The sequence below is a fragment of the Ruania albidiflava DSM 18029 genome (assembly GCF_000421225.1).
GTDB lineage: Bacteria > Actinomycetota > Actinomycetes > Actinomycetales > Beutenbergiaceae > Ruania > Ruania albidiflava.
In genome coordinates this window covers 85,281-111,880 of record NZ_ATWL01000005.1, presented here as the reverse complement: position 1 = coordinate 111,880, position 26,600 = coordinate 85,281, and the positions used below count along the sequence as shown (strand labels likewise).

Sequence of the window (26,600 nt, the reverse complement as noted above, 5' to 3'; positions counted from 1 at the left end):
ATCCATGACCCAGCCAACGACCGACGTGAACATCCAGGACCAGCCCCTGGCCGACGTCGACCCAGAGATCGCCGCCGTGCTCGAGGGGGAGCTTGGCCGCCAGCGAGACACCCTGGAGATGATCGCCAGCGAGAACTTCGTGCCCCGCGCCGTGCTCCAGGCCGCCGGCTCGGTGCTGACGAACAAGTACGCCGAGGGCTACCCGGGCAAGCGCTACTACGGCGGCTGCGAGCAGGTGGACATCGCCGAGAACCTGGCCATCGACCGGGCCAAGTCCCTGTTCGGCGCCGCCTACGCCAACGTGCAGCCGCACTCCGGTGCCACCGCGAACGCGGCCGTGCTGCACGCGTTGGCCACCCCAGGGGACACCATCCTGGGCCTGCAGCTTGCCCACGGCGGGCACCTCACCCACGGGATGAAGATCAACTTCTCCGGCAAGCTGTACGACGTCGCCGCCTATGGCGTGGACGAGACCACCCACCGGATCGACATGGACACCGTCCGGGCTGCTGCGTTGGAGCATCGGCCCAAGGTGATCATCGCCGGCTGGTCGGCCTACCCGCGCCAGCTGGACTTCGCCGCGTTCCGCGAGATCGCCGACGAGGTCGGTGCCTACCTGTGGACCGACATGGCGCACTTCGCCGGCCTGGTCGCCGCCGGGCTGCACCCCAGCCCGGTGCCGCACTCCGACGTGGTCTCCACTACGGTGCACAAGACCCTCGGCGGGCCCCGGTCCGGGCTGCTCCTCTCCCGCGATGCGGAGACGCTCGGCAAGAAGCTCAACTCCGCAGTGTTCCCCGGCCAGCAGGGTGGGCCGCTGATGCACGTCGTGGCCGCCAAGGCGGTGGCGCTGAAGGTCGCCGCCAGCGAGGGGTTCGCCGACCGGCAACGCCGCACCATCGAGGGCGCCCAGATCATCGCCGAACGGCTCACCGCTGCCGATGTGCGCGAGGCGGGGGTCTCGGTGCTCACCGGCGGCACCGACGTGCACCTGGTGCTGGTGGACCTGCGCCACTCCACCCTGGACGGCCAGCAGGCCGAGGACCTGCTGCACGAGGCGGACATCACCGTCAACCGCAACGCGGTGCCGTTCGACCCGCGCCCGCCGCGGGTCACCTCCGGCCTGCGGATCGGCACCCCGGCGCTGGCCACCCGCGGCTTCGGCGCCGCCGAGTTCACCGAGGTCGCCGACATCATCGCCGGACTGCTGGTCGACGGCTCCGGCGCCGATGTGCAGGCGGCGCGTGCCCGGGTGCAGGCGCTGACCGAGTCCTTCCCGCTCTACCCGGGCCTGCAGCAGTGACCGCGCGGATGCTGCCGGGCAAGCCGGTCGCCGAGGCGGTGCTGGCCGACCTGGCACCCCGGATCGAGGCGCTGGTGGCTGCCGGGCACACACCCGGTCTGGGCACCATCCTGGTCGGCGACGATTCCGCCTCGGCCGGTTACATCCGGATGAAGCAGGAGAAGGCCGCCGAGCTCGGTTTCACCTCCCCGCACATCCACCTGGGGCAGGACGCCACCCAGGCGGACGTGCTGGCCGCAGTGGCGGAGATGAACGCGGCGGACGACGTGGACGCCGTGCTGATCCAGCACCCGACCCCGCCGCAGATCGACTTCGACGCCGCCCTGCTCGCCCTGGACCCGGACAAGGACGTGGACGGGCTGCACCCGGTGAACATGGGCCGCCTGGCGCTGGGCATGCCCGGCCCGGTCCCCTGCACCCCGGCCGGGATCGAGGCGCTGCTGGCGCACTACGAGATCCCGATCGCCGGCCGCGAGGTGTGCATCCTCGGCCGGGGCACCACCCTCGGTCGCCCGCTGGCGCTGCTGCTGAGCCAGAAGCGGCCGACGGCGAACGCCGCGGTGACCGTGGTGCACACCGGGGTCCCGGACTGGGCGACCTACACCCGCCGCGCCGAGGTGGTCATCGCCGCCGCCGGGGTGCCCGGCATCCTGCAGCCCGAGCACCTCACCCCGGGCGTCACGGTGATCGGCGGGGGAGTGCGCTACGAGGGCCGCAAGCTGCTGCCGGACGTGGACACCTCCTGCGAGGCCGTGGCCGGGGCGATCACCCCACGGATCGGGGGCGTCGGCCCGACCACGATCGCCATGCTGTTCCGCAACGCGGTCGAAGCAGCCGAGCGCCGCGCCGGTCTGGCCGCGCGCTGACTCACCGCCACCAACCCCGACCCGGCCCAGCCCGGGTTGAACCGATGCATGCGATACTTCCTGCGCCGAATCGTGCTCTGCGGTATCGCCCCGGCGCAGGAAGTGCCGACCTCGGCGCGGGTGGCCTTGGGCCCGGCGGCGGAGCTGCTCAGCCGAGGAACCGGAGCAGCAGCCCGCGCAGGTCGGCCAGCTCGGCGTCGCTGAGGTCGTGGCCCACCAGGGAGTCGATCGCGTCGCGCAGGTTCAGCTCGCGCAGCGCCCGCCGGCCGGTCGCCGTGATCTGCACGGTGTGCCGCCGTCGGTCAGCGGTGTCGCGAGACCGTTGTACATACCCGCTGCGCTCCAACCCCGCCACCATCCGGCTCATGCTCTGCTCGGTCACCCCCAGGTGGGCGGCGATCTCCCGCTGCGACAGCTCACCACCGACCAGCACCGCCAGCACCGGCAGCGACGCGTGGCTCAGCGACCAGCGCGCCAGGTAGGCGTCCCAGGCGCGCTCCACCCGCCGGGCCGCCGCGGACAGCAACCGCCCGGTGGGCCAGTCCTCCGGCGCGTCGCCCACACCCGGACCTGTCGCCCGCATCGCTCCGCCTGGGCTGGTAGGGGCCGGTGACGGCGAAACATCCGCTGGTCGGACCCGCTCGCGTGCCGGTGCGGGTCGGGCAGGCGAGGACGCGCTGCCCGCTGAAGCTCCGCCATCGCCATGATCTGCCACCACAGCGCACATCGTGGCACGACCAACCGCGCCCGGGGGAGGTCCACGCTGCCGAGTTGCGCTCACCATGGCAACAGCCCGAAAATACTCAACGTGCTGAGTAAACACTCTGCGGGCCGCGCCCGCACGATCCCGCGCGCGATCCTGGTCGCACTCGCGCTGCTCGCCTGGCTGGCGGTCGGCGGGTTCGGTGGCATCGCCCAGGGGAAGCTGTCCCAGGTGCAGGAGAACGACCAGGCCGCGTTCCTGCCCAGTAGCGCCGAGTCCACCCAGGCCAGCCAGGTGATCGAGCAGTTCTCCGTGGACGATGCGCTGCCCGCGCTGCTGGTGGTCACCGCCGATGACGGCGGGCAGCTCACCCAGGAGCAGATCGGCGCGGTCGGGCAGTGGGCCGAGGGAGTCCCGGACCTGGAGCTGCCCGGCGGCACCCCGATGACCGAGGTGCTCAGCAGCGAGGAGGTACCGGTCATCCCCAGCGAGGACGGGCTAGCAGTGCTGGTACCGGTGTCCCTGGCCGCGGACCAGGCGGACGAGCAGGTTGGCGGGGAACGGGCCGCGCTCGCCCTGGTGGACACGCTCCGCGAGCAGGCCGAGGCACCGCTGGCCGACGCCGGCCTGACCGGGTGGGTCACCGGCCCGGCCGCGGGGGTGGCGGACCTTGTCTCCGCGTTCGCCGGGATCGACGGCATCCTGCTCGCCGTGGCGCTCGTGGTGGTGCTGATCATCCTGGCCGTGGTCTACCGGTCTCCGATCCTGCCGATCGTGGTGATCGCCACCGCCCTGTTCGCCCTCTGCCTGGCCGCGCTGGTGATCGTGCCCCTGGCCGGCTCGGGGACGCTGCTGCTGAACGGGCAGAGCCAGGGCATCTTGTCCATCCTGGTGATCGGCGCCGCCACCGACTACTCGCTGCTGCTGGTGGCCCGTTACCGCGAGGAGCTCGGCAGGCACGAGCATCCCGCCGCGGCGATGCGGGTGGCCTGGCGGGCCACGCTGGAGCCGATCGCGGCCAGCGCCGGGACCGTGATCGTCGGCCTGCTCTGCCTGCTGCTCTCGGACCTACGGTCGAACTCCAGCCTCGGCCCGGTCGCCGCGATCGGCATCGCCTCGGCGCTGCTCGGTGCGCTGACCTTCCTCCCGGCGGTGCTGCTGGTCGCCGGCCGGCGCTCCCGGGCGATGTTCTGGCCCAGCCGGCCGAAGTACCAGGTCGCGCAGACCGATGCCGAGCCGGCCCGGCGGGGTCTGTGGCACCGGGTCGCCGACCTGGTCACCCGCCGCGCGCGTCCGGTGTGGGTCAGCACGGCGATCGTGCTCGCCATCGTCGCCGGGTTCGCCACCACGCTGCAGGCGCACGGCACCAGCGACAACGACGTGTTCCTCGGTGAGGTCGAGTCGGTGGACGGGCAGGAGGTGCTCGCCGAGCACTTCGACGTGGGCACGGTGGAACCGGTGGAGATCGTCACCACTGCCGAGGCCGGCGAGGACGTGGTCGCGGCCGCCGAGGACGTGCCCGGGGTGACCTCTGCCTCGCTGGTCACCGACGATGACGACCAGGTGCGTGAGGTCGACGGTCACGTGCTGGTGGAGGCGATCACCGCGGACGCCGCAGAGAGCCAGGAGGTGCTCAGCGTGGTCACCGACCTGCGTGAGACGGTCCGCGAGGTGGACCCCGGCGCGCTGGTCGGCGGCACCGCCGCAGAACGCCTGGACACCCAGGACACTGCCGCCCGCGACCTGCGGGTGATCGTGCCGGTGGTGCTGATCGTGATCGCGCTGATGCTCATGCTGCTGCTGCGCGCCCTGGTCGCGCCGCTGGTGCTGCTGGCCGCGAACGTGCTCTCCTTCGCCACTGCGATGGGGCTGAGCGCCATCATGTTCAACCACGTGTTCGGCTTCCCCGGTGCGGACGCGACCGTGCCGCTGTACGGGTTCGTGTTCCTCGTGGCCCTCGGGATCGACTACTCGATCTTCCTGATGACCCGGGTGCGGGAGGAGTCGCTGCGCCTGGGCACCCGCCCCGGGGTGGGCCACGGCCTGGCCACCACCGGTGGCGTGATCACCTCCGCCGGGCTGGTGCTGGCTGCCACGTTCTCGGCGCTGTGGGTGATCCCGCTGCTGTTCCTGGCCCAGCTCGCGTTCATCGTGGCCGCCGGTGTGCTCATCGACACCTTCATCGTGCGCAGCCTGCTGGTACCCGGGATCGTGCACGACCTGGGCCGGCGCACCTGGTGGCCCTGGGCGCGGCGCATCCCACAGGACAGCTGACCGGCCCAGCGTCCAGTGACCTGACACCCCAAGCCGTCCTGGGCAAGGATGGTCCGATGCGCAGCACTGCTTCCCGACGGCGTTCCTCGCCTCGGGAGCACCCGTTGCCCTGGGCAGTGCTCGCGGTGGTGCTGGTGGTGGCCGGGGTGCTGGCCGCTCCGCCGCGGCCGCAGCCGGTCACCGACCCGTGGGGATATGTCCCGACCCTGGGGGACGAGCCGGAGGAAGCGTGGGCCCTGCCCGGGTCGTTCGAAAACCTGTGGGTGTTCGCCCGGGCTGTCGTGGTTGCTGGACCTGGTGGGATCACCGCGCCAGCAACCCACTCCGGCCGGGAGCTGTGGACCATCGAGGCGGACGAGCCGCGCTGCACCTCCGGCGGCCTCCAGCTCACCTGCGTCACGGGCGCCGATCTGGTGCAGACCATCGACCCGCGTACCGGCAGCACCGAGGACTGGAGCGTGCCGACAGCGGTGGCCGCAGCAGCGGTCGGCGGTGGCCTGGTCGCAGTCACCGCCCGCGACATCCGCCGGATCGCCGCCGATGGCCAGGTGCAGTGGGCCTCGGAGGCGGTCTTCGCCCGCACGCTCCAGGCCGGCCCGGCCGTGCTCGACGGCGCTGTGCTCGCCTCGGCCATCGGCCAGTCCGCGCCCGGGGTTCTCCTGGACGCGGACACCGGCGCGGAGCTCGTACCAGAGGGGGCACGGGCCGCAGTGACACCTGTACGAGAGGGCCTTTGGCGCGCACAGCACGCCGACACCACCCGGCTCTACAGCCGCGGCCAGGACGTCCGCTCCGTCCGCGGTCCTGTCTCCTGGATGGTGACTGCCGCCGACCCCGATGACATCCGCGAGCTCGAACCCAAAGAAGACCGACGCTGGCTCCCGTTCGCGTTCCTGCCGAGTGCGACCCTCGGGTTCGAAGCCAGCCGGGAGCACGGACCGGGCGTGCTGATCGCCGAAGATCCTGCGTCGCGAGCCGAGCAGTGGCGCCTGGCCGACGTGCAGCTGTTCGGCGCCCCGATTCTTGGACCGCACACGCTGCTGTACTCCGACACCACGCAGCTGCGCGCGGTGGACCTGGACACCGGCCGTCTCGCGTGGGCGATCGACCCCGGCGCCCCGATCCTGAAGCTCACCAGCGACGGTGACCGGCTCTACCTGCTCACCGAGAACGGGATCAGCACCTGGACCTGGTGACCACCGACGCTACGGCCCACGCTGTCGGTGGGCTGAGGCAGGATGGAAGCATGTTCAGCATCGCCACCGTCAACGTCAACGGCATCCGGGCCGCCTTCCGCCGCGGCATGGATGCCTGGATCACCGAGCAGCAGCCGGACGTGATCCTGCTGCAGGAGGTCCGCGCCAACGACGACATCCTGAACGGCTTCTTCGACTCCGACTGGCACCTGGTGCACGAGGAGGGCGCCGCCAAGGGTCGTGCTGGGGTGGCGATCGCCTCCCGGCTGCCACTGCAGGGCGTGCGCATCGGCATCGGCCCGGAGGCAGGCCGCGCCGAGGACCAGATCGGCCGTTGGGTGGAGGCCGACCTGGACGTGGCGGGCACACCGCTGACCGTGGTGAGCACCTACATCCACTCCGGCACTGCCGGCACGCCCTCGATGGACCTGAAGTACGCGTTCCTGGACCAGGTGACCACCCGGCTGGGTGAGCTCAGAGACCAGGGGGGCTGTGCCGTCGTCGGCGGGGACGTGAACATCGCACACCGCGAGCTGGACATCAAGAACTGGAAGGGGAACCGGAAGAACTCCGGTTTCCTGCCGGAGGAGCGGGCCTACCTGGACCGCTGGCTCGGCGAGCTCGGCTGGGTGGACCTGGCCCGCCACTTCGCCGGTGAGGTGGACGGCCCCTACACCTGGTGGTCCTGGCGCGGGAAGGCGTTCGACAACGACTCTGGCTGGCGCATCGACTACCAGCTCGCCACCGCTGAGCTCGCCGAGCGGGCCAAGGACGCGGTGGTGGACCGTGCGCCAGCCTACGACCAGCGGTTCTCCGACCACGCCCCGCTGCGGGTCACCTACGACCTGTGAGCTGTCGCTGACCCGCAGACCGGCTACCGGGCGGTGGCCCGCTTCCCGGTGATCGCCGTGTACACGAACAGCACGATGATCGACCCGGCCAGCGCCAGCAGCCACGTCTTGATGTCCCAGAAGCTGCCCAGCTCGGCATCCAGCAGCACGCCACCGAGCCAGCCACCGACGAACGCGCCGATCACCCCGATGATCAGGCTGGCCAGCCAGCCACCGACCGCACGGTCCTTGAGGATGGCCTTGGCGATGGTGCCGCAGATCAGGCCGACGATGAGGAATCCGAGGAAGCCCATGGGTCAACTCCTTGTCCGGTGAATTGCGCAGGATGCTGCGCACGGACCATTGAACCGGTTCTGGCCGATCCTGCCACTCGAGAGCCACGCTGCCGGGCTCTGCCACACTGGCCCGGTGACCAGCGATGCCACCTCCTTCGGCCAGGCGGTCGACCACTACGACCGGGCGCGTCCCGGCTACCCGAGCGACGCCGTCGAGCTGGTGCTCACCCACCAGCCCCGCCAGGTGGTGGACGTGGGTGCCGGCACCGGCAAGCTGACCGCGGCGCTGCTCGGCGCCGGCCGCGAGGTGGTTGCCGTGGACCCGGACGAAGCGATGCTGGCCCGGTTGCAGCAGCGGCTCCCCGGCGTGCGCACGCTGGTCGGCACTGGTGAGTCGGTCCCGCTGCCGGACGCCAACGCGGACCTGGTCACCTTCGGCCAGTCCTGGCACTGGGTGGACGTACCCGCGGCGTCGGCCGAGGTGGCCCGCGTGCTGCGGCCCGGGGGAGTGCTCGGTCTGGTCTGGAACGTGCGCGACACCAGCCAGCCGTGGGTGGCCGAGCTGGGCGAGATCATGGGCGCCAGCAACGCTGAGCGGCTCATCGAGGCTGACGCCGTCCGGCTGGAGGGGCCGTTCGGTCCGCTCGCCGAGCACGTGGTCACCTGGCAGTACCCGCTCGACGGCGAAAGGTTGGTGGCGTTGGCCGCCTCCCGGTCCTACGTGATCACTGCCGCACCGCAGCGGCGGGAGGAGATCCTCACCCAGGTCCGCGAGCTCGCCGCACGTGTGGCCGACCCGGACGGGCAGATCAGCATGCCGTACCGCACGCACACCTTCCAGGCTGTGCGAGACTGACCCGCTGTGGACTTCCAGACCCGGTTCGCCGCCTACGGCCTGATGATCGACGACCGCGACCGCATCCTGCTCGCCCTGTGGAACGAGGCCTCCCGGCCCCGCTGGACCATGCCCGGTGGGGGAGCCGAGCTCACCGAGACCCCCGAGCAGACGATGGTCCGGGAGGTGGCCGAGGAGACCGGCTACACCACGGAACCGGTCCGCCTGCTCGGGCTGGACACGCTCTGGATCCCGGCCGAGGACCGGCTCAGCGGAACGGGCCCGATGAAGGCGGTGCGCGCGGTCTACCAGGCGAGGATCACCGGCGGGGCGCTGCGCGCCGAGACCGACGGCTCCACCGACGAGGCCCGCTGGATCCCGCTGGCCGACGTGCCCACCCTGGACCGGGTGGAGCTGGTGGACGCCGCGATCGGCATGTGGCGGGTGGCTAGAAACCCAACCCGGTCAACCAGCTGAGCAGCTCGCCCTCCCGGTCCCGGGCGGTGGCCGGGCGCCACGGGCCGAGCGTGCGTTCGGCGTCCAGGCGCCCGTCGCGCAGGTAGACCACCCGCTCCGCCCGCGCGGCACAGGTCGGGTCGTGGGTGACCAGCACCAGGGTGGTGCCATCGGCGTGCACCTCGGTGAGCGCATCCATCACCTCCCGGGTCGTCTGGCTGTTCAACGACCCGGTCGGCTCGTCGGCGAACACGATCTCCGGCTCGCAGACCAGCGCCCGGCAGATGGAGGCCCGCTGCAGCTGGCCGCCGGAGACCTCGGTGATCGCCCGGTCGGCGAGGTCAGCGATCCCGAACCGGGCCATCAGCGCCTCCACCCGGGCCAGCACCTGCACCTTCCGCCGCGGGGTGGCCTTCAGCGCGGGCAGCAGGATGTTGTCCCGGATGCTCAGGTTGCGCAGGAAGTACGCCTGCTGGAAGACGAAGCCGATCGTGGTCAGCCGCAGCCGGCTGGCCTGGTCATCACCCAGTGCAGTGAGGTCGTGCCCGCTGATCTGCACCTGCCCGCCGGTGGGGTGGTCCATCCCGCTGATCACCTGCAGCAACGTGGACTTCCCCGACCCGGAAGCGCCCATCACCGCGAGGAACTCCCGGGCTGCGACCTGCAGGTCCACCCCGGTGATGCCCGGTGTGGGCGGATCGGTGCTCGGGTACTCCTTCGTCACGTTGCTGGCCTGCAGCACAGTGTCGGTCGCGGTCATCATCGCTCCTCATCCTCGTAACCATCTGCTCATCTGGGCACTGCGTATCCGGGCGGTGGTCAGCACGGACACGCCGAGCCCGACCCCGACCAGGAGCGCCGGGTACACGCCGTAGACCAACCACGCCTGGGGGAAGAGCCGCAGCTCGGTGATGCCCAGCCCGGCGGCCACCAGCACCCCGTCGACCAGGTGCTGGCCGCCGGCCGCGGCCGCCACCGTGCCGCCGAGCACGCCGACGGCGACCGCCGCTAGTGCCTTCGTCCGCATCTGCGTGACGATCTCTCGCCGGGAGAAGCCGACGGCGAAGAGCACACCCATGCGTTGCCGCTCCCGCTTGAGCTGCAGGGAGAGGAACAGGGCGCTGATCAGCGCGGCCACCACCAGGGCGAACGCCAGTGCCAGCCCGGCGGCGACCCGGAAGCTGCTGGTCACGAAGGACATCGTCTGGTCCAGGTACTCCGCCATCTGGATCACCGAGGCGGTCGGGTAGCGGTCGGCATACTCGGCGGCCAGGTCGGCAGGGTCGGTGGCTTCGGTCACACGGGCGTAGATCGCATAGCCGGCGGCCCGGGGGTTCGGCTCGCCGGGCAGCTTCGCGGTGTAGCCGCCCATCGTCAGGTCCTGGTAGACACCGCTCACGACGGCGGGACTCGCCTGGTCTGTGGAGCTCACCGGGCCGGCGGGGCGCACCGGGAGCGTGTCGCCGACGGCGAGCTGGTAGCGCTGGGCGTTCAGCACGGACAGGGCGACCTGCCCCGGGCCGGGCGGGCGGCCGTGCAGGTACTGCACCGCAGCGTCGTGGTGGTCGCCGACCTGGACCCGTAGCGTCTCCCAGCCGTCTTCTCCCGGGACCTCCCGCAGCTCGGTGGCCAGCACGCTCACCTCGGTCACCCGGTCGTCCCTCTCCAGGTCGGCGAGGAGTCCGGTCCGGGTGTCTTCGAGGTCCGGCGAGAACTGAAGGTCAACCAGCAGATCTGCCTCCGGAGCGCCCATCGCAGTGCCGAACCGGGGGCTCTGGAACGTGCTGAGCAGGTTCATCGGCAGGATCATCAGCACGCTGAGCAGCGCGAACACCACCGGGACCAGGGCCCACTGCCGCAGATCGGCGCGCAGGTCCAGCCGGGCCAGGAACGTATTGACGCGGGTGCCGGAGTAGGCCGCCAGGCGGTGCCGCCGCGCCCGGGCTGCTCCGCGGCGTGCGCGGCGGGCGGTCTGCCGCTCGCTGAGCATGCTGCCACCCACCAGGGCACCGACCACCGGCGCTTTCCCCACCCGGCGCAACGCCTGCCGGCAGAGCAGCAGGACCAGCGTGCCCAACAGGCCGAGCGCGGCCACGGGCACCAGCACGGTGGCCGCCCCGGCCGGGGCGGCGGCATAGTTCACCTGCATCGCCTGGGTCAGCCCCGCGGTGGCAGGTACCGCCAGGGCCCCACCGGCCGCGCAGGCCAGGAGGGTCAGGGTCGCGTACTTGCCCAGGTAGAGCGCGCTGATCTGCCGGTGGCTGATGCCGATCGCGCGCAGCGCGCCGATCTCACGGACCTCGTCCTCGAGGGTGCCCCGGACCACGAACCGTAGGTTGATCACTGCGACCGCCACCAGGACCAGGCTGCCCAGCACCAGGGCCACGGCCACCAGGCCGTCACCGAGCGCGTTCAGCAGGCGGATCATCCCGATGGTGACCGCTTGTCCGTTCTTCGGCAGGTCCGGGTCCGCCTCGTAGGCCCGCTGCAGGTCCCCGGCCGAGGCGCCGTCGGTGAGCCGGTACTCCAGGATGTGCTCCGGCGCGCCGCCGCCAGCGGCCTCCAGGTCCTCGAAGTCCTGCTCGGAGACGAGGAACCGGGTGGCCGAGGACATCGACGAGGCCATCTGGGCATCCCGGACGAACCCGGCCACCTGCAGCTGGTGTGGGCCGGTGTCCGTGCGAACGGTGAGCCGGTCCCCGACCGCCAGGTCGTAGCTCTGCTGGTAGGCCACCGGCACGTACACCTGCCCCGGAGCGGGCTGCGGGACCGCGCCCTCGGCGTCCAGGAGGAAGTCGAACTCCTGGTTCTGGGTGACGAACAGGTTGTCCATCACGCTGTCGGCGAGGTCTCCGCTCGCCCCGGTGGCGGCGTGCTGCCAGCCCACGGCGGCGCCGTCGAACCCGAGCATCTCCTCGATCAGCCACGCCTCGATCTCCGGGTGCTCGGCGGCGAAGGCGTCCAGTGCCGCGTGGTCGAGGTCTCCGCGGTGCATCTGCAGGAAGTCCGGCGGCTCGGCGATCTCGAACAGCCGGTCGATGGAGCCCACCAGCCGCTCGGCGACCATCGCCCCGGTGGCCATCAGGAACGCACTGAGCAGCAGCAGCGCGGTCAGCGCGAGGTGCGCACCCGGGTTGGTGTGCAGGTCGCTGCGCACGTACCGGACAGCCAGGCCTGCGTTGGACATGACCAGCAACGTAGGGCCGACTCAGCCGCGGTCACATCGGGGGACCCCCTGGTTCTTCCCCGGAGCCAGCCCCTGAGCGGGCCCTTGCCGGCCCCTGAGCGGGCACCGGCGGGGCTACCCGTTCGGCAGCTCCTCCGTGGGGGCGATACCGCAGAGCACGACCTCGCGTGCCAGGTATCGCCTGAATTGATTCAACAGCGGGGTGGGTGGTGGGTCAGTGCGCGGGCGGACCGGCTGTCGCGACCAGGAACACCGGCGCGGTGAACCCCTCGGCGGCGAACGCGCCCGTGACCGCCTCGGCCACTGCCGGGCTAGCGCCGGCGGGCACCAGCGCGATCGCCGACCCGCCGAAACCGCCGCCGGTCATCCGGGCCCCGAGCGCCCCGGCCTGCCGGGCAGCACGCACTGCTACGTCCAGCTCAGCGGCCGAGACCTCGTAGTCTCCTGCCAGCGAGGTGTGCGAGGCATCCATCAGCGGACCCACCTCCCTGAGCCGGCCAGCGCGCAGCAGGTCCACGAACTGCTCCACCCGGGCGATCTCGGTAACCACGTGCCGCACCCGCCGGCGCGGCTCGTCACCGTCCAGCTGCGCCAGCGCGGCGTCCAGACCGGACGGGGTGATCTCCCGCAGCGTGGGCACCTCGAGCGCGGCAGCGGCCGCCTCACAGGTGGCCCGCCGCTGGGCGTACTGCCCGTCCACCAGGGCGTGCTCGGCGCGGGTGTCGATCACCAGCAGCTCGAGCCCCGCCTCGGTCAGGTCGAACGGGATGTGCTCCACGTGCCCGTCCCGGGTGTCCAGCAGCAGAGCGCGCCCGGCGCGGCTGCGCAACGAGGCTGCCTGGTCCATCCCGCCGGTGTTCGCCCCGGCGATCTCGTTCTCCGCGCGCACGCACGCGGCGGCCAGCGCGGCCCGGCCCGCATCGGTGCCCGGGTCGGGGCCGGCCCAGCCCGGCGCTGCGGTGAAAGCCATGGCGAACGCACACTCCAGCGCGGCCGAGGAGCTCAGCCCGGCACCGTAGGGCACGCAGGAGACGACGGCGGCGTCGAACCCGCCGGTCGGGTGGCCGAGCTGGTCGAGCGCCCAGGCGACCCCGGCCGGGTAGGCGCCCCAGCCGGAGACCGCCCCCGGTGCGACATCGGCCAGCGCGGTCTGCCAGCTGCTGCCCTCCCGCTCGGAGACCAGGTGCACCCGGTCGTCCGGCCGCCGCCGCAGCGCCACGAAGGTGCGGTGCTCGAGGGCGATCGGCAGGCACAGCCCGCCGTTGTAGTCCGTGTGCTCGCCGATGAGGTTCACCCGGCCGGGTGCGGACCACACCCCGTCCGGTGCGCCGTCGAACGTCTCGGCGAACAGGGCGCGGGCACGGCGGGTGCCCTCAGTCTCGTCCCAGGCCTCCAGCATGGGCACAGCGGTCACGGTGCCTCCACCTCGTTCAGCCGGTCGGCGATCTGCTCCGGGCTGGTGTCGGAGATCCAGGCTCCCATCCCGGACTCCGACCCGGCCAGGTACTTCAGCTTGCCCGGTGCGCGCCGGATGGAGAACAGCTGCAGGTGCAGCCGCAGGTCGTCCCGGCCGGTACGCACCGGTGCCTGGTGCCAGCCGGAGATGTACGGCAACGGCATCGGGCTGCCGTCGGCGGCCACGAAGAAGCGGTCCAGCCGGCGCAGCAGGCTCAGGTACAGCTCGGCGAAGTCGGTGCGTTCGGCGTCGGTGGTGGCCGGCAGGTCCGCTACGTCCCGGCGCGGGGCCACGTGCACCTCGACCGGCCAGCGGGCCGCAGCCGGTACGTAGGCCACCCAGTGCTCGGACTGCCCGACGATCCGCCGCCCGGAGGCCAGCTCGGCCTCGAGCACGTCCCGCAGCAGGTTGCGCCCGGTGTGCTGCCGGTGCGCGACTGCCTGGCGGAGCATCTGCTCGGTGCGCGGGGTGACCATCGGGTAGGCGTAGATCTGCCCGTGGGGGTGGTGCAGCGTCACCCCGATCTCCTCGCCCCGGTTCTCGAAGCAGTACACCTGCTCCACACCAGGGATGCTGCCCAGTGCGCGGGTCCGGTCCGCCCACGCCTCCACGATCGTGCGCATCCGCTGCGGGGTGACCGTGCTCAACGAGGCGGCGGGGTCCGGGGAGAAGCAGATCACCTCGCACCGCCCGACGGCGGGTCGCACCGGCCACAGCTCGGTGTCGTCGACGTAGCCGGTCACCTCCTCGGTCCCGGGCACCCGCAGCAGCGAGGGGAACCGGTTCTCGAACACCACCACGTCGTAGTCGGTGTCCGGGATCTCCCCGTCGGTGTAGGCGCTGCCCGGCCGGGCCGGTGCGAGGGGGTTGGTGTCCGGACCGGGCAGGAACGTGCGGTTCATCCGGTGCGTGGCCATCGGGATCCATTCCCCGGTGAGCACGTCGTAGCGCATCTGCGGCCCGGTGACCGGCTGCTCGGTGCCGTCGGCGGCGGTCACCGGGGCGAACCGGTCCGGCAGCGGGCGCGGGTCGTCCAGCCGGCGGGTGGCCCCGCCGGAGACGTACGGCTCGGAGTCGTCGTAGTAGAACAGCTCTCGACCGTCGGCCAGGTGGGTGCGGGTGCGTCGCACAGCGTGGGTGGTCAGCTCAGTCTCGTCAGACACCACGCCAGTATGTCACAACTTCGCACGTAAACGATCAGTTCTTAACAGTGGGAGCGTACCCAGAAGAGCCGGTGGTGAGGCACAATACGACGATGGAGTACCCGCAGACCCAGGCGCGTGGCCGAGGGTGCCGATGACCCAGCTGCGGCAGGGGGCCGTCCGTACCCAGCGCGAGACCGGGGGCGCTGTGCTCGTCGGCGTCTCCATCCCGATCCCGGAGCCATATGCGGCTCGACTCACCCGTGCCCGGGTGGAGGCCGGTGACCCGCTCGCGCACGCCGTGCCCCCGCACATCACCCTGCTGCCGCCCACCGAGGTCCGCGACCAGGACGTCGCCCGGGTCGAGGCGCACCTCGGTGAGGTCGCGGCGGCACACAGCCCGTTCATCATCGAGCTCGCCGGCACCGACTCCTTCCGCCCGGTCTCCCCGGTGGTCTTCGTCCGGCTGCAGGCCGGGGCGCAGGACTGCAGCCGTCTGCAGCGTGCCGTCAACGACGACGTCCTCGCCCAGGAGCTGCGCTTCCCCTACCACCCGCACGTGACCATCGCCCACGAGCTGGACGAGGACACCCTGGACCGCGCGGCACGGTCGATGGACGACTTCGACGCCGTGTTCCCGGTAGTGCACTTCTCCCTGTACTTCCGCGGCGCCGACGGGGTGTGGCGAGACACCGTGGACTTCGCGCTCACCTCCTGAAGACGCGCCGGTGACGTGCGCTCCGGGCCCGGTTTCGACATATTGGAGGCCATGGGAGACCGGATCAAAGCACTGATGGACTGGTGGAAACGCACCCGGGTGGCCCGCATGCTCGCCCGCTACGGGGTGGCCAACGGTGCCATGCTCTCCGGCGGCATCGCGTTCTCCGCGCTGTTCTCCATCTTCGCGGCCCTGGTGATCGGGTTCTCCGCGTTCATGCTGGTGATCGGGAACAACCTCGAGCTGCGCGACCAGGTGATCGACACCATCAACGGCGCCATGCCGATGGACCTGATCGGCGACGGCCCCGGTGAGATCCCGCCGGAGAAGCTCAAGCCCACCGGTGGCACGGGCATCGCCGGGATCCTCGCCGTGCTGGTGCTGCTGAACACCGCCACCCGGGTACCGCGCAACCTGCGCAACGCGGTGCGGGCGATGTTCGGTCTGCTGGCTCCGGACGTGAGCCCGGTGATGGGCAAGGTGCGCGACTTCCTCGGCTTCATCGGCCTGGCGATCTCCGTGCTGCTGACCACAGTGCTCGGGGTGGCCGCCGGCACCGCAGGGGAGTGGGTGCTGTCCCTGGTCGACCTGGACAACAGCACCGGCGGTCGATGGTTGCTGCGCATCCTCGGGCTGCTGGTCGCCCTGGCCGTGGACACGCTGGTGTTCGTGTGGATCTACCGGGTGCTCAGCGGGGTGCGCCCGCCGAGCCGGGACCTCTGGCTGGGAGCCCTGCTGGCCGGGATCGGGTCCGGTGTGCTGCGCTACCTGGGTACCAGCGCTGTCGGCAGCGTCTCGGACAACCCGCTGTTCCAAGGATCGGCCGCGCTCGGCGTGCTGCTGCTCTGGGTGAACTTCCTGGTGCGGATCGCGCTGATGACGGCGGCCTGGATCGCCAACCCGCCGGGTCGCCCGGTGGTGGCCGAGGACTGGATCACGCACAGCGACGAGACGCCGAACTACGTGACCCTCTCCGAACCGGAGACCCTGGACTGGCAGCACGACCCGATCACCGGTCAGGTGCAGCCGGAGGAACCACCGCCACCGCCGCCGTACTGGGGCGGGCTGATCGGTTGGGTCCGTCGCAAGTGGGTCGGTGCCCGGGAGGCCTGACCTGGCCCCGCAGCAGCAGCGGGCTGGCTACGCTGGCCCGATGCAGCAGTCCTTCTACGCCGTGATCCCCGCCGGTGGCGCCGGCACCCGGCTGTGGCCCCTGTCCCGGCGCAGCTCGCCCAAGTTCCTGCACGACCTCACCGGTCGCGGCCGCACCCTGCTGCAGGACACCTGGGAGCGGCTGGCCGGCCTGACCGATGACCAGCTGGTGGTCACCGGCACCGCGCACGCCGCCGCCGTGGTCGACCAGCTGCCGGACCTGGGGCGTGCGAACCTGCTCACGGAACCCTCTCCGCGGGACTCGATGGCAGCCATCGGCCTGGCTGCTGCCGTGCTCGAGACCAGGCACCCGGACCAGGACGTGGTGATCGGCTCCTTCGCCGCCGACCACGTGATCACCCGCACCGACGCGTTCGCCACCGCAGTGCGCACCGCAGTGCAGGTCGCCCGCGCCGACTACGTGGCCACCATCGGCATCGAGCCCACGGGCCCCGCCACCGCGTTCGGCTACATCCACCAGGGCGAGGAGCTGGCCGGTGTTCCCGGCGCGCACCAGGTGCTCGGCTTCACCGAGAAGCCCGACGGCGAGACCGCTGCGGCGTACCTGGCCACCGGCGCCTACCGGTGGAACGCAGGCATGTTCGTGGTCCGTACCCGGGTGCTGCTCGCACACCTGGACCACCTGCAGCCGGCGCTGGCCACCGGGCTGCGCACCATCGCCGCCGCCTGGGACACTCCCGACCGGGCGGAGGTGCTGGACCGGGAGTGGCCGGCACTGACCCGGATCGCCATCGACCACGCGATCGCCGAACCGGTCGCCGCGGCCGGCGGGGTCGCCGTGGTGCCTGCGGACCTCGGCTGGGACGACGTGGGCGACTGGCGTTCCCTGGCCCAGCTGCTGCCGGTCGCACCCGGCCAGGAGCCGGACGGCGCCCGCGTGCTCGGCGAGCAGGAGCTCGCCCTGGTCACCGGCTCGCCCGGGGCGCTCGTGGTGACCGGCACGGCCCGGCGCGTGGTGCTGCTCGGGCTGCCCGGCGCCGTCGTCGTGGACACCCCGGACGCGCTGCTGGTGACCAGCACCGAGTCCGCCCAGCAGGTCAAGGACGTGGTGGCGGCACTGGCTGACGACCCAGACGGCGCCCACCTGCTCTGATGCCTCGGCCTCCACCAGCCTGAGGCGCTGCTGGTGCACCGAGGTGAGACAAGAACACCTCCATGCACCACGAGTGCCTCGATCGATGCGTGGCGGGCCCTACGCCGTCGGCGAAAAACGATGGCCGATCCCGTGCAGACCGTGTTCTGCTAGTTCCCTGCTGCCGCGCACTCCTGCCGCGGCACGGCCCCACCGACCACGCCGCCGGAGAGGACCACGCATGGGCGTGCCCGAGATCGCCATCGAGACTTCAGGACTGGTGAAGACCTTCGGGTCCACCCGCGCCGTCGACGGGGTGGACCTGACCGTGCGCCGCGGCGGCATCTACGGCTTCCTCGGCCCTAACGGCGCCGGGAAGACGACCGTCATCCGGATGCTGGCCACGCTGCTGCGCCCGGACGCCGGCGAGGCACACGTGCTCGGCCACGACGTGCTCACCGAGGCGAAGGTGATCCGGGAGAAGATCGCCCTCACCGGCCAGTTCGCCTCCCTGGACGAGGACCTCACCGGCATCGAGAACCTCATCATGCTCGGTCGGCTGCTCGGGCTCTCCTCGCGTGCGGCACGCTCCCGCGGCCTGGACCTGCTCGCGGCGTTCGGGCTGTCGGAGGCCGCAGAGAAGCAGGTGAAGAAGTACTCCGGCGGGATGCGCCGCCGGCTGGACATCGCCGGCTCGCTGATCGTCACCCCGGAGCTGATGTTCCTGGACGAGCCGACCACCGGGATCGACCCACGCAGCCGGAACCAGGTGTGGGACATCATCCGCACCCTGGTGTCCGGCGGCACCACCATCCTGCTCACCACGCAGTACCTGGAGGAGGCCGACCAGCTGGCCGACCGGCTCGCCGTGATCGACCACGGCACCGTGATCGCCGAGGGCACCCCGGGTCAGCTCAAGGCCCAGGTCGGGTCCGGAGCACTGACCGTGCGGGTGCTCGACGAAGCCGACCGCGAGGACGCCGCCCGGGTGCTCGGTGAAGTGATCGGCGCCGATGTGCACCGGGAGTCCGACCCGACCGCGCTGACCGTCCGGGTCGACCAGACCGCCCGGGCAGCGGCTGCGTTGACCGCCCTGGAGGCCGAGGACCTGGGCATCGAGACGTTCTCCCTGGGTCAGCCCAGCCTGGACGAGGTGTTCCTCACCCTTACCGGCAGCCCCGCCGACGACAGTGCCCAAGGCACCCCGGACGAGACGAAAGCAGGTGCCCGATGAGCGCCGTGGAGACCACTGAGGAACCGGGTGGCACCGCCGCAGTGCACACCGACAAGATCGCTGGCGTGTTGATGCCGACCGGGGCGCGCCCGCGCCGGGCCGGTCCGCTGTCGGCGTCGTTGACCTACGGGTGGCGGGCGCTGCTGAAGATCAAGCACGTCCCCGAGCAGCTCTTCGACGTGACCGTCTTCCCGATCATGATGACGGTGATGTTCACCTACATCTTCGGCGGCGCGATCGCCGGCAGCGTGGACGGGTACGTACAGTGGCTGATCCCCGGGATCTTCGTGCAGACGCTGATCATGATCACCATGTACACCGGTCTGACGCTGAACCGGGACATCTCCAAGGGCGTCTTCGACCGGTTCCGGTCCCTGCCCACCTGGCGGCCGGCGCAGCTGGTCGGCGCGCTGCTGGGGGATCAGGTGCGGTACACCCTGGCCGGGGTGATCATCCTGACCGTCGGGTTCGTGATGGGCTTCCGGCCGGACGGCGGAGCCTTGGGTGTGCTGGTCGCATTCGCCCTGCTCCTGGTGTTCAGCTTCAGCCTGTCCTGGGTGTGGACGGTGATCTCCCTGGCGGTACGTACCGAGCAGGCCGCGATGGGCATCTCCATGTTCATCCTGATGCCGCTGACGTTCGCCTCGAACATCTTCGTCGACCCGCGGACGATGCCGAGCTGGCTGGAGCCGGCGGTGGACGTGAACCCGGTCTCGGTGGTGGTCACCAGCATCCGCGAGCTGATGGCCGGCTCCTTCCAGGCCGGCTCGGTGGCCACGGTGCTGCTGTACTGCGTGGTGCTGGTGGCGCTGTTCGGACCGATCTCGATGTTCATCTACAACCGGAAGAGCTGACCTCGCCGCGGCGGTGCCGCGGCCAGCGGTAACCTCACAGGGTGCTCACCTCCTCCGCCCTGACCGACCAGATCCACACGCTGACCGACGGCCTGCTCGCCGAGCTGGTCGACTTCCGGCGGGACCTGCACGCCCATCCGGAGCTGGGTTTCAACGAGCACCGCACCACGGCCAAGGTCGCCGAACGGCTGGAGGCCGCAGGTCTGAAGGTGCGCCGGTTCTCCCCGACCGGGCTGGCCGCCGACATCGACCCGGCCACCGAGCCGGGCCCGGCCACCCGCCGGCTGCGCCGGGTGGCGCTGCGTGCCGACCTGGACGCCCTGCCGCTGCAGGAGGACACCGGGCTGCCGTTCTCCTCCACCGTGCCAGGGGTGAGCCACGCCTGCGGGCACGACGTGCACACCACCGTGGTGCTGGGCGCCGGGCTGGTGCTGGCCGAGCTCGCCCGCCAGGGCGCCTTGCACTCGGCGGTGCGATTGATCTTCCAGCCGGCCGAGGAGATCCAGCCCGGTGGGGCGCTGGACCTGCTGGACACCGGGGTGCTGGAGGACGTCGACCGCATCTTCGCCGTGCACTGCGACCCGAAGGTGCCGGTCGGGCAGGTGGGGACCCGGATCGGGCCGATCACCTCCGCATCCGACACTGTCACCGTCACGTTGACCTCAGACGGCGGGCACACCTCCCGCCCGCACCTGACCGGTGACGTCGTGTACGCGCTCGGTCTGGTGGCCACCACCACGCCGGCGCTGCTCGGCCGCCGGCTGGACCCGCGCGCCGGGGTGAACCTCACCTGGGGCAGCGTGCGTGCCGGGTCCGCGCCGAACGCGATACCGACCACCGGCACCATCACCGGCACGCTGCGCTGCCTGGACGCGCGCACCCGGGAGAAGGCGGAGAACCTGCTGCAGGAGCTGATCACCCAGGTGGTCGCCCCCACCGGGGTGGAGACCGAGGTCAGCCTGGTGCGCGGGGTGCCGCCGGTGGACAACGACGAGGTCTGCACTCGGATCCTGGACGAGGCGGCCCGTGCGGTCCTCGGGCCGGACGCGCTCGTGCTCACCGAGCAGTCCCTCGGTGGGGAGGACTTCGGCTGGTACCTGACCGCCGCCGTCGGGGCGATGGCCCGGCTCGGGGTGCGCACCCCGGGTGGGCGCGCCTACGACCTGCACCGCCCGGACCTGGTCGTCGACGAGGACGCCATCGGGGTCGGTGCACGGTTCCTCGCCCAGGTCGCCGCCGGCGCCGGCCGCGACCTGCATACCTGAGAACTGCGGCCGACGTACCAGCCAGGTACCAGTTCGGTAACAACTCGCGCGTCTGTCTCAGCATGCGACACAGACGGGGCGAGGAAGGTTTAGTGTCACTGTCAGCCGACGACGGCACCAAGACCTGAGGAGTGCGACGTGAAGAAGTCGATCCCCGCGGCCCTCGTGGCCGCAGCAGCACTGACACTGGCAGCGTGCGGATCTGCGCCCGACGAGGAGCCTGCCGACTCCGGTGCCCAGACCGGTGCGGAGGGCAGCGCCGAGGGGGGCGACAACAGCGACTTCCTCGCCTGCATGGTCTCCGACGAGGGCGGCTGGGACGACGCCTCCTTCAACGAGTCCGGATACAACGGGCTGATGCGGGCCAAGGACGAGCTGGGCATCTCCGAACGGGACGCGGAGTCCACCGACCCCGGCCAGTACACCGGCAACGTGGACGCGATGGTGCAGGCGGGCTGCTCGCTGACCATCGGGGTGGGCTTCAACCTGGAGGACACCATCCAGGCCGCTGCCGAGGACAACCCGGACATGCACTTCGCCCTCATCGACTCCGCATTCACCGACGCCGACTTCAGCCCGGTGACCTACGACAACGCCAAGCCGCTGCTGTTCAACACCCAGGAGGCTGCGTTCCTCGCCGGGTACCTCGCCGCCGGGATGACCGAGACCGGAACGGTAGCCACCTACGGCGGCCAGGCGCTGCCGTCGGTGACGATCTTCATGGACGGGTTCGTCGACGGCGTCGCCGCCTACAACGACGCCCACGACGCCGACGTGGAGGCACTCGGCTGGGACAAGGACGCCCAGGACGGATCCTTCACCGGTGACTTCTCCAACACCGAGGCCGGCTACAGCACCAGCCAGCAGTTCATCGCCGACGGTGCGGACATCATCCTGCCCGTCGCTGGTCCGGTCGGGGCCGGGTCGCTGCGCGCCGCCTCGGAGAACGACGGTGTGTCGGTCATCTGGGTGGACTCCGACGGGTACGAGCAGCCGGCGAACGACGAGTTCAAGGACCTGATCCTCACCTCGGTGATGAAGGGCATCGCGAACTCCGTGTTCGACACCATCGAGGCCTCCGTGAACGGGGAGTTCACCTCCGACCCGTACGTGGGCACCCTGGAGAACGGCGGTGTGTCCCTGGCGCCGTACCACGACTTCGAGGACGAGGTGCCGGACGAGCTGAACAGCGAGATCGAGGACCTGCAGGCGCAGATCATCGCCGGCGACCTGGTCGTCGACTCGCCCAGCGCGAACTGACCGAGCGCAGTGAAGCTCGAGCTACGCGGAATCACCAAGCGGTTCGGTGACCTGGTCGCGAACGACCGGATCGACCTGCTCGTCGAACCCGGCCGCATCCACGCGCTGCTCGGGGAGAACGGGGCCGGCAAGTCCACGTTGATGAACGTGCTCTACGGCCTGTACACCCCGGACGAGGGCCAGATCCTCATCGACGACACCGCGGTGGAGTTCACCGGGCCGGGTGAGGCGATGGCCGCCGGGATCGGCATGGTGCACCAGCACTTCATGCTCGTGCCGGTGTTCACCGTGGCGGAGAACGTGGTGCTCGGGCACGAACCGGCCGGGCCGCTGGGCATCATCAACCTCAGCCAGGCACGCGAGCTGGTGCGCTCCCTGTCGGAGAAGTTCGGCTTCGACGTGGACCCGGACGCCCGGGTGGAGGACCTGCCCGTGGGCGTGCAGCAGCGGGTGGAGATCATCAAGGCCCTCTCCCGGCAGGCCGAGGTGCTCATCCTGGACGAGCCGACGGCGGTGCTCACCCCGCAGGAGACCGACGAGCTGATGACCATCATGCGCAGCCTCGCCGAGGCAGGCACCGCCGTCGTGTTCATCACGCACAAGCTCCGCGAGGTGCAGGCCGTGGCGGACGAGATCACCGTGATCCGCCGCGGGAAGGTGGTCGCCACTGCGGAGCCGACCGCCTCCCAGGCCGAGCTCGCCTCGCTGATGGTCGGCCGGGACGTGGTGCTCGGCGTGCAGAAGAACCCCGCCGAACCGAACGAGCACCGCCTCGAGGTCAACGGCCTGACCGTGCTGGACGCCGCCGGCACCAAGGTGGTCGACGACGTCAGCCTCACCGTCCGCGGTGGGGAGGTGCTCGCCATCGCCGGGGTGCAGGGCAACGGCCAGTCCGAGCTCGCCGAGGCGATCCTCGGGCTGCGGGAGGTGGGCACCGGATCGGTGCAGCTGGACGGCACCGAGCTGGTCGGGCGCAGCGTGCGGGACGTGCTCGGCGCCGGGGTGGGCTTCGTCCCGGAGGACCGCAGCAAGGACGGGCTGATCTCCTCCTTCACCATCCTGGAGAACTTCCTCCTGGACCAGCACGACCGGCCTCCGTACGCCCGCGGCCTCGCCCTGCAGCTCGACCACGCCCGCGCCAAGGCGGAAGAGTTCGCCGGTGCCTTCGACGTGCGCGCCACCTCGGTGGACACCCTCGCCGGCAACCTCTCCGGCGGGAATCAGCAGAAGGTGGTGCTCGCCCGGGAGATGTCCCGCTCGCTGCGGCTGCTGATCGCCTCCCAGCCCACCCGCGGGCTGGACGTGGGCTCGATCGAGTTCGTGCACCGGCGGATCATCGAGGAACGCGACGCCGGCATCCCGGTGCTCATCGTCTCCACCGAGCTGGACGAGGTGATGGGGCTGGCCGACCGGATCGCGGTGATGTACCGCGGGCAGGTGGTCGGCATCGTCGACGCCGACACCGACCGGGACACCCTGGGGATGATGATGGCCGGCGTCACTGATGACCCTGGCGAGGAGGCAGGCGATGACTGACACCCCGCAGCGGCCCACCGAGACTCCGACCCGGCCCCGGATCACCTGGGACGAGATCGCCCGCTCCTCTGCGCTGCTGACCTTCCTGGCCATCCTCGCCGCCCTGGTGATCTCCGCGATCCTCATCGTCGCCGCAGACCCGCAGGTGCGCGGCAGCGTCAGCTACTTCTTCGAGCGCCCCGGGGACACCCTCGGTGCCGCGTGGAGCGCGGTCTCCGGCGCCTACACCAGCCTGTTCCGCGGCGCGATCTTCGACTACGAGGCGTCCGGCGCCCGGACGATCCGACCGATCACCGAGACGATGGTCGCTGCCACCCCGCTGCTGTTCGCAGCGCTGGGCCTGGGTATCGGCTTCCGCGCCGGCCTGTTCAACATCGGTGCTCAGGGGCAGGTGCTGATGGGCGGTGCGATGGCCGCGTGGATCGGTTTCGCGCTGGAACTGCCGATCGTGCTGCACGTGATCGTCGCGTTGCTGGGCGCTGCCGTGGTCGGCGGACTGTGGGCCGCGATCGCCGGTGTGCTCAAGGCCCGCACCGGTGCCAACGAGGTGATCGTGACGATCATGCTCAACTGGATCGCCACCTGGCTGATCACCTGGCTGCTGACCACCAGCATCCTCGCCCGGGCCCCGAACCGGCCGATCAGCCCGGAGGTGGACCCCAGCGCGAGGCTGCCGCTGATGCTCGGGTCGCAGTTCCGGCTGCACTGGGGCTTCGTGCTGGCGCTGCTGGCCGCCGTGGGCGTGTGGTGGCTGATGGAACGCTCCACCATCGGCTTCAAGTTCCGGGCGGTGGGCGCGAACATGGACGCCGCCCGCACTGCGGGCATCAACGTCAACCTGGTGTTCGTCATGGTGATGGTCACCGCTGGGCTCCTCGCTGGCCTGGGCGGTGCCGCGCAGATCCTCGGCGCCGACCACACGCTGCGTGCCAGCTCGGCCGGCTCGATCGGCTTCGACGCGATCACCGTGGCGCTGCTCGGCCGGAACCGGCCCGCCGGGATCGTCGGCGCCTCCGTGCTGTTCGGGGCGCTGCGCGCCGGATCTCCGCTGATGCAGACCGCCTCGCAGACCCCGATCGACATCGTACTGGTGATCCAGGCGGTGATCGTGCTGTTCATCGCCGCCCCGCCGTTGGTGCGCACCATGTTCCACCTGCCCGGCAGACCCGGCAGCCGACGCGCTGTGGAGGTGGCCTCATGACGGCCCCGATGATGGCCGGCACCCCGGGTCCGGTCGAACCGGGTGCGACGCTGCGCGCGGACGTGCTCGGCACCGTCTCCTGGCGCACCCCGATCACCCTGGCGGTGATCAGCATCGCCGCCCTGTTCGCGTTCGTGCTGTTCACCCCCTCGACGGCACTCGCCCAGTTCGCGTTCACCGAACCGGACGCGTCCTGGCAGTGGCCGGTGTGGCACGCACCCGCCCGACTGGTGCTCATCCTGTGCGCCGTCGGCACCTTCGCGCTGACCGCCGCTGCCTTCATCGCCGCAGCGGCGCGCAAGCCGCGCCGCTGGTACCTGGTGGTCTTCGGTGCCTTGGTGCTGGTGATGTTCCTGGTCTGGGTGATGTCCGCCAGCACCGGCACCCTGCGGCTGCCGTTCCTGCTCGGGCTGACGATGACCTGGGCGGTGCCGCTGGTCTTCGGTGCCTTCGCCGGGGTGCTGTGCGAACGCGCCGGCGTGATCAACATCGCCATCGAGGGCCAGCTGCTCGGCGGTGCGTTCCTGTGCGCCATCGCCGCCTCGATCACCGGGAGCCCCTACATCGGCCTTGTGGCCGCCCCGATCGCCGGTGCCCTGGTCGGGCTGATCCTTGCCGTCTTCTCCATCACCTACAAGGTGGACCAGATCATCGTCGGCGTGGTGGTCAACGTGCTGGTCCTCGGTCTGACGAACTACCTGTTCTCCACCGTGCTCAGCGAGAACCCGCAGGAGTTCAACTCCCCGCCGCCGCTGCCCACCTGGCGCATCCCCGTCCTGGCGGACATCCCGGTGCTCGGTGACGCCCTGTTCAACCAGACGGTGATCGTCTACGCCATGTACGTGGCCGTGTTCGTGCTGCAGTACATGCTCTTCCGCAGCCGGTGGGGGCTGCGGCTGCGGTCCGTAGGTGAGCACCCGAAGGCCGCCGACACTGTCGGCATCAAGGTGAACCGCACCCGGTACCGGGCCGTGGTGCTCGGTTCGGCCGTGGCCGGTTTCGGTGGCGCCTCGTTCCTGGCCGCCGGGTTGGCGTTCACCAAGGAGGTCTCCGTCGGGCGCGGGTACATCGCCCTGGCCGCGATGATCCTTGGCCGCTGGTCGCCCAGGGGAGCGCTCGCTGCCGCGGTGCTGTTCGGCTTCACCGACGCGCTGAACCGGGTGCTGCGCAACATCGGCTCCCCGGTGGACTACGAGCTGATGTCGATGCTGCCGTACCTGGCCACCATCTTCGCCGTTGCCGGACTGGTCGGGCGGGTCCGGCCCCCGGCCGCTGACGGCAAACCGTACCCATGAGCCTGACCTACCCGTGAGACGGTGGTGCGATGAGCAACCCCACCCCGCCCTCCGCCGTCGACTGGACCACGCTGCGCACCGCAGCGACGGACGCGATGGGCAACGCCTACGTGCCCTACTCCCACTACCCCGTGGGGGCGGCCGCGCTGACCGACCGCGGGGACGTCGTCGTCGGCTGCAACGTGGAGAACGCCTCCTACGGGGTGACCCTGTGCGCGGAGTGCTCGCTGGTCTCGGCGCTGATCGGCTCCGGCGGCGGGCGCCTGGTCGCCTTCACCTGCTGCGACGGCCAGGGCCAGGTGCTGATGCCGTGCGGACGGTGCCGGCAGCTGCTCTGGGAGCACGGTGGCCCCACGCTGCTGGTGGAGACCCCGCAGGGAGTGCTGCCGATGACCGAGGTGCTCCCGCAGGCGTTCGGCCCGGACAACCTGCCCGGTTAGTGTGGGCA

Annotated in this window: 24 protein-coding genes; 18 read left to right on the top strand and 6 right to left on the bottom strand. The window is 71.1% G+C overall.

Going from position 1 to position 26,600, the window contains the following annotated elements; genetic code table 11:
* The first annotated feature begins 4 nt into the window (after positions 1–4).
* Together glyA and K338_RS0108040 are read left to right on the top strand one after the other, a co-directional pair.
* On the top strand, positions 5–1,303 hold the full coding sequence (gene glyA / locus K338_RS0108045) for a serine hydroxymethyltransferase (protein ID WP_022917665.1): 1,299 nt from the start codon (positions 5–7) through the stop codon (positions 1,301–1,303).
* Complete coding sequence (locus K338_RS0108040) at positions 1,300–2,169, top strand: bifunctional 5,10-methylenetetrahydrofolate dehydrogenase/5,10-methenyltetrahydrofolate cyclohydrolase (protein ID WP_022917664.1); 870 nt, start codon at positions 1,300–1,302, stop codon at positions 2,167–2,169. Before glyA ends, K338_RS0108040 begins: the two co-directional genes overlap by 4 nt.
* Before the next feature lie 148 nt (positions 2,170–2,317).
* On the opposite strand, the gene K338_RS0108035 is transcribed toward K338_RS0108040, so the two are convergent.
* Positions 2,318–2,731 (bottom strand): MarR family winged helix-turn-helix transcriptional regulator, encoded by a 414-nt coding sequence (locus K338_RS0108035; RefSeq protein WP_022917663.1) that lies wholly within the window; start codon positions 2,729–2,731, stop codon positions 2,318–2,320.
* 246 nt (positions 2,732–2,977) lie between these two features.
* On the opposite strand from K338_RS0108035, the gene K338_RS21280 reads away from it, so the two are divergent.
* The 3 genes from K338_RS21280 to xth are packed head-to-tail and all read left to right on the top strand — an operon-like array spanning position 2,978 to position 7,193.
* Positions 2,978–5,146, top strand: coding sequence for an MMPL family transporter (locus tag K338_RS21280; protein ID WP_022917662.1), 2,169 nt, complete (start codon positions 2,978–2,980; stop codon positions 5,144–5,146).
* Between the two features lie 56 nt (positions 5,147–5,202).
* Positions 5,203–6,342 carry a PQQ-binding-like beta-propeller repeat protein gene (locus tag K338_RS0108025; protein ID WP_022917661.1) on the top strand — a complete coding sequence of 380 codons (1,140 nt, stop codon included), beginning with the start codon at positions 5,203–5,205 and terminating at the stop codon, positions 6,340–6,342.
* 50 nt (positions 6,343–6,392) lie between these two features.
* Positions 6,393–7,193, top strand: coding sequence for an exodeoxyribonuclease III (gene xth / locus K338_RS0108020; RefSeq protein ID WP_022917660.1), 801 nt, complete (start codon positions 6,393–6,395; stop codon positions 7,191–7,193).
* Between the two features lie 23 nt (positions 7,194–7,216).
* Here the strand turns inward: xth and K338_RS0108015 are convergent, their stop codons facing one another.
* Positions 7,217–7,486: a GlsB/YeaQ/YmgE family stress response membrane protein gene (locus K338_RS0108015; RefSeq protein WP_022917659.1), complete on the bottom strand. Its 270-nt coding sequence runs from the start codon at positions 7,484–7,486 to the stop codon at positions 7,217–7,219.
* 115 nt (positions 7,487–7,601) lie between these two features.
* Between K338_RS0108015 and K338_RS0108010 the strand changes: the two genes are divergently transcribed.
* Together K338_RS0108010 and K338_RS0108005 are read left to right on the top strand one after the other, a co-directional pair.
* Positions 7,602–8,324 carry a class I SAM-dependent methyltransferase gene (locus K338_RS0108010; RefSeq protein ID WP_027286588.1) on the top strand — a complete coding sequence of 241 codons (723 nt, stop codon included), beginning with the start codon at positions 7,602–7,604 and terminating at the stop codon, positions 8,322–8,324.
* Between the two features lie 6 nt (positions 8,325–8,330).
* Positions 8,331–8,780, top strand: coding sequence for an NUDIX hydrolase (locus K338_RS0108005; RefSeq protein WP_022917657.1), 450 nt, complete (start codon positions 8,331–8,333; stop codon positions 8,778–8,780).
* Here the strand turns inward: K338_RS0108005 and K338_RS0108000 are convergent.
* From K338_RS0108000 to galT, 4 genes are all read right to left on the bottom strand, one after another.
* A complete protein-coding gene (locus K338_RS0108000; RefSeq protein WP_245542920.1) occupies positions 8,752–9,519 on the bottom strand; it encodes an ABC transporter ATP-binding protein in 768 nt (255 codons plus the stop codon). The genes K338_RS0108005 and K338_RS0108000 overlap by 29 nt on opposite strands.
* A gap of 9 nt (positions 9,520–9,528) precedes the next feature.
* The gene (locus K338_RS0107995; protein WP_022917655.1) at positions 9,529–11,946 is read right to left on the bottom strand and encodes an FtsX-like permease family protein; all 2,418 of its coding nucleotides are present in this window, start codon (positions 11,944–11,946) and stop codon (positions 9,529–9,531) included.
* 214 nt (positions 11,947–12,160) lie between these two features.
* On the bottom strand, positions 12,161–13,360 hold the full coding sequence (galK, locus tag K338_RS0107990) for a galactokinase (RefSeq protein WP_022917654.1): 1,200 nt from the start codon (positions 13,358–13,360) through the stop codon (positions 12,161–12,163).
* A complete protein-coding gene (gene galT, locus K338_RS0107985) occupies positions 13,357–14,565 on the bottom strand; it encodes a galactose-1-phosphate uridylyltransferase (protein WP_245542919.1) in 1,209 nt (402 codons plus the stop codon). The genes galK and galT overlap by 4 nt, the downstream gene beginning before the upstream one ends.
* A gap of 133 nt (positions 14,566–14,698) precedes the next feature.
* On the opposite strand from galT, the gene K338_RS0107980 reads away from it, so the two are divergent.
* The 11 genes from K338_RS0107980 (at position 14,699) to K338_RS0107930 (ending at position 26,592) form a co-directional block, all read left to right on the top strand.
* On the top strand, positions 14,699–15,262 hold the full coding sequence (locus K338_RS0107980) for a 2'-5' RNA ligase family protein (protein WP_051154720.1): 564 nt from the start codon (positions 14,699–14,701) through the stop codon (positions 15,260–15,262).
* 51 nt (positions 15,263–15,313) lie between these two features.
* Positions 15,314–16,375 (top strand): YihY/virulence factor BrkB family protein, encoded by a 1,062-nt coding sequence (locus K338_RS21275; protein ID WP_022917651.1) that lies wholly within the window; start codon positions 15,314–15,316, stop codon positions 16,373–16,375.
* 40 nt (positions 16,376–16,415) lie between these two features.
* Complete coding sequence (locus tag K338_RS0107970) at positions 16,416–17,528, top strand: mannose-1-phosphate guanylyltransferase (RefSeq protein WP_022917650.1); 1,113 nt, start codon at positions 16,416–16,418, stop codon at positions 17,526–17,528.
* Between the two features lie 220 nt (positions 17,529–17,748).
* Entirely contained in the window at positions 17,749–18,741 is a 993-nt protein-coding gene (locus K338_RS0107965; RefSeq protein ID WP_022917649.1) for a daunorubicin resistance protein DrrA family ABC transporter ATP-binding protein, read from the top strand.
* A complete protein-coding gene (locus K338_RS0107960; RefSeq protein ID WP_022917648.1) occupies positions 18,738–19,595 on the top strand; it encodes an ABC transporter permease in 858 nt (285 codons plus the stop codon). Before K338_RS0107965 ends, K338_RS0107960 begins: the two co-directional genes overlap by 4 nt.
* A 41-nt stretch (positions 19,596–19,636) precedes the next feature.
* The gene (locus K338_RS0107955) at positions 19,637–20,860 is read left to right on the top strand and encodes an amidohydrolase (RefSeq protein ID WP_022917647.1); all 1,224 of its coding nucleotides are present in this window, start codon (positions 19,637–19,639) and stop codon (positions 20,858–20,860) included.
* Positions 20,861–20,998: 138 nt separating this feature from the next.
* Positions 20,999–22,120, top strand: coding sequence for a BMP family lipoprotein (locus tag K338_RS0107950; protein WP_022917646.1), 1,122 nt, complete (start codon positions 20,999–21,001; stop codon positions 22,118–22,120).
* A 9-nt stretch (positions 22,121–22,129) separates the two neighbouring features.
* Positions 22,130–23,656 (top strand): ABC transporter ATP-binding protein, encoded by a 1,527-nt coding sequence (locus K338_RS21270; protein WP_022917645.1) that lies wholly within the window; start codon positions 22,130–22,132, stop codon positions 23,654–23,656.
* Positions 23,649–24,857 (top strand): ABC transporter permease, encoded by a 1,209-nt coding sequence (locus K338_RS21265; RefSeq protein ID WP_022917644.1) that lies wholly within the window; start codon positions 23,649–23,651, stop codon positions 24,855–24,857. Before K338_RS21270 ends, K338_RS21265 begins: the two co-directional genes overlap by 8 nt.
* Positions 24,854–26,152, top strand: a complete 1,299-nt coding sequence (locus K338_RS0107935) for an ABC transporter permease (RefSeq protein ID WP_022917643.1) — start codon at positions 24,854–24,856, stop codon at positions 26,150–26,152. Before K338_RS21265 ends, K338_RS0107935 begins: the two co-directional genes overlap by 4 nt.
* 29 nt (positions 26,153–26,181) lie before the next feature.
* A complete protein-coding gene (locus tag K338_RS0107930; protein WP_022917642.1) occupies positions 26,182–26,592 on the top strand; it encodes a cytidine deaminase in 411 nt (136 codons plus the stop codon).
* Positions 26,593–26,600 lie beyond the last annotated feature (8 nt).

Excerpts from the sequence above, each read along its gene's own strand:
- K338_RS0107980 (WP_051154720.1), top strand. The coding sequence starts at position 14,699 with ATGACCCAGCTGCGGCAGGGGGCCGTCCGTACCCAGCGCGAGACCGGG.
- K338_RS0108015 (WP_022917659.1), bottom strand. The coding sequence starts at position 7,486 with ATGGGCTTCCTCGGATTCCTCATCGTCGGCCTGATCTGCGGCACCATC.
- K338_RS0107935 (WP_022917643.1), top strand. The coding sequence starts at position 24,854 with ATGACGGCCCCGATGATGGCCGGCACCCCGGGTCCGGTCGAACCGGGT.
- glyA (WP_022917665.1), top strand. The coding sequence starts at position 5 with ATGACCCAGCCAACGACCGACGTGAACATCCAGGACCAGCCCCTGGCC.
- K338_RS0107970 (WP_022917650.1), top strand. The coding sequence starts at position 16,416 with ATGCAGCAGTCCTTCTACGCCGTGATCCCCGCCGGTGGCGCCGGCACC.
- K338_RS0107960 (WP_022917648.1), top strand. The coding sequence starts at position 18,738 with ATGAGCGCCGTGGAGACCACTGAGGAACCGGGTGGCACCGCCGCAGTG.
- xth (WP_022917660.1), top strand. The coding sequence starts at position 6,393 with ATGTTCAGCATCGCCACCGTCAACGTCAACGGCATCCGGGCCGCCTTC.
- K338_RS0107965 (WP_022917649.1), top strand. The coding sequence starts at position 17,749 with ATGGGCGTGCCCGAGATCGCCATCGAGACTTCAGGACTGGTGAAGACC.
- K338_RS0107995 (WP_022917655.1), bottom strand. The coding sequence starts at position 11,946 with ATGTCCAACGCAGGCCTGGCTGTCCGGTACGTGCGCAGCGACCTGCAC.
- K338_RS0107930 (WP_022917642.1), top strand. The coding sequence starts at position 26,182 with ATGAGCAACCCCACCCCGCCCTCCGCCGTCGACTGGACCACGCTGCGC.
- K338_RS21275 (WP_022917651.1), top strand. The coding sequence starts at position 15,314 with ATGGGAGACCGGATCAAAGCACTGATGGACTGGTGGAAACGCACCCGG.
- K338_RS0108000 (WP_245542920.1), bottom strand. The coding sequence starts at position 9,519 with ATGACCGCGACCGACACTGTGCTGCAGGCCAGCAACGTGACGAAGGAG.
- K338_RS0108025 (WP_022917661.1), top strand. The coding sequence starts at position 5,203 with ATGCGCAGCACTGCTTCCCGACGGCGTTCCTCGCCTCGGGAGCACCCG.
- K338_RS21265 (WP_022917644.1), top strand. The coding sequence starts at position 23,649 with ATGACTGACACCCCGCAGCGGCCCACCGAGACTCCGACCCGGCCCCGG.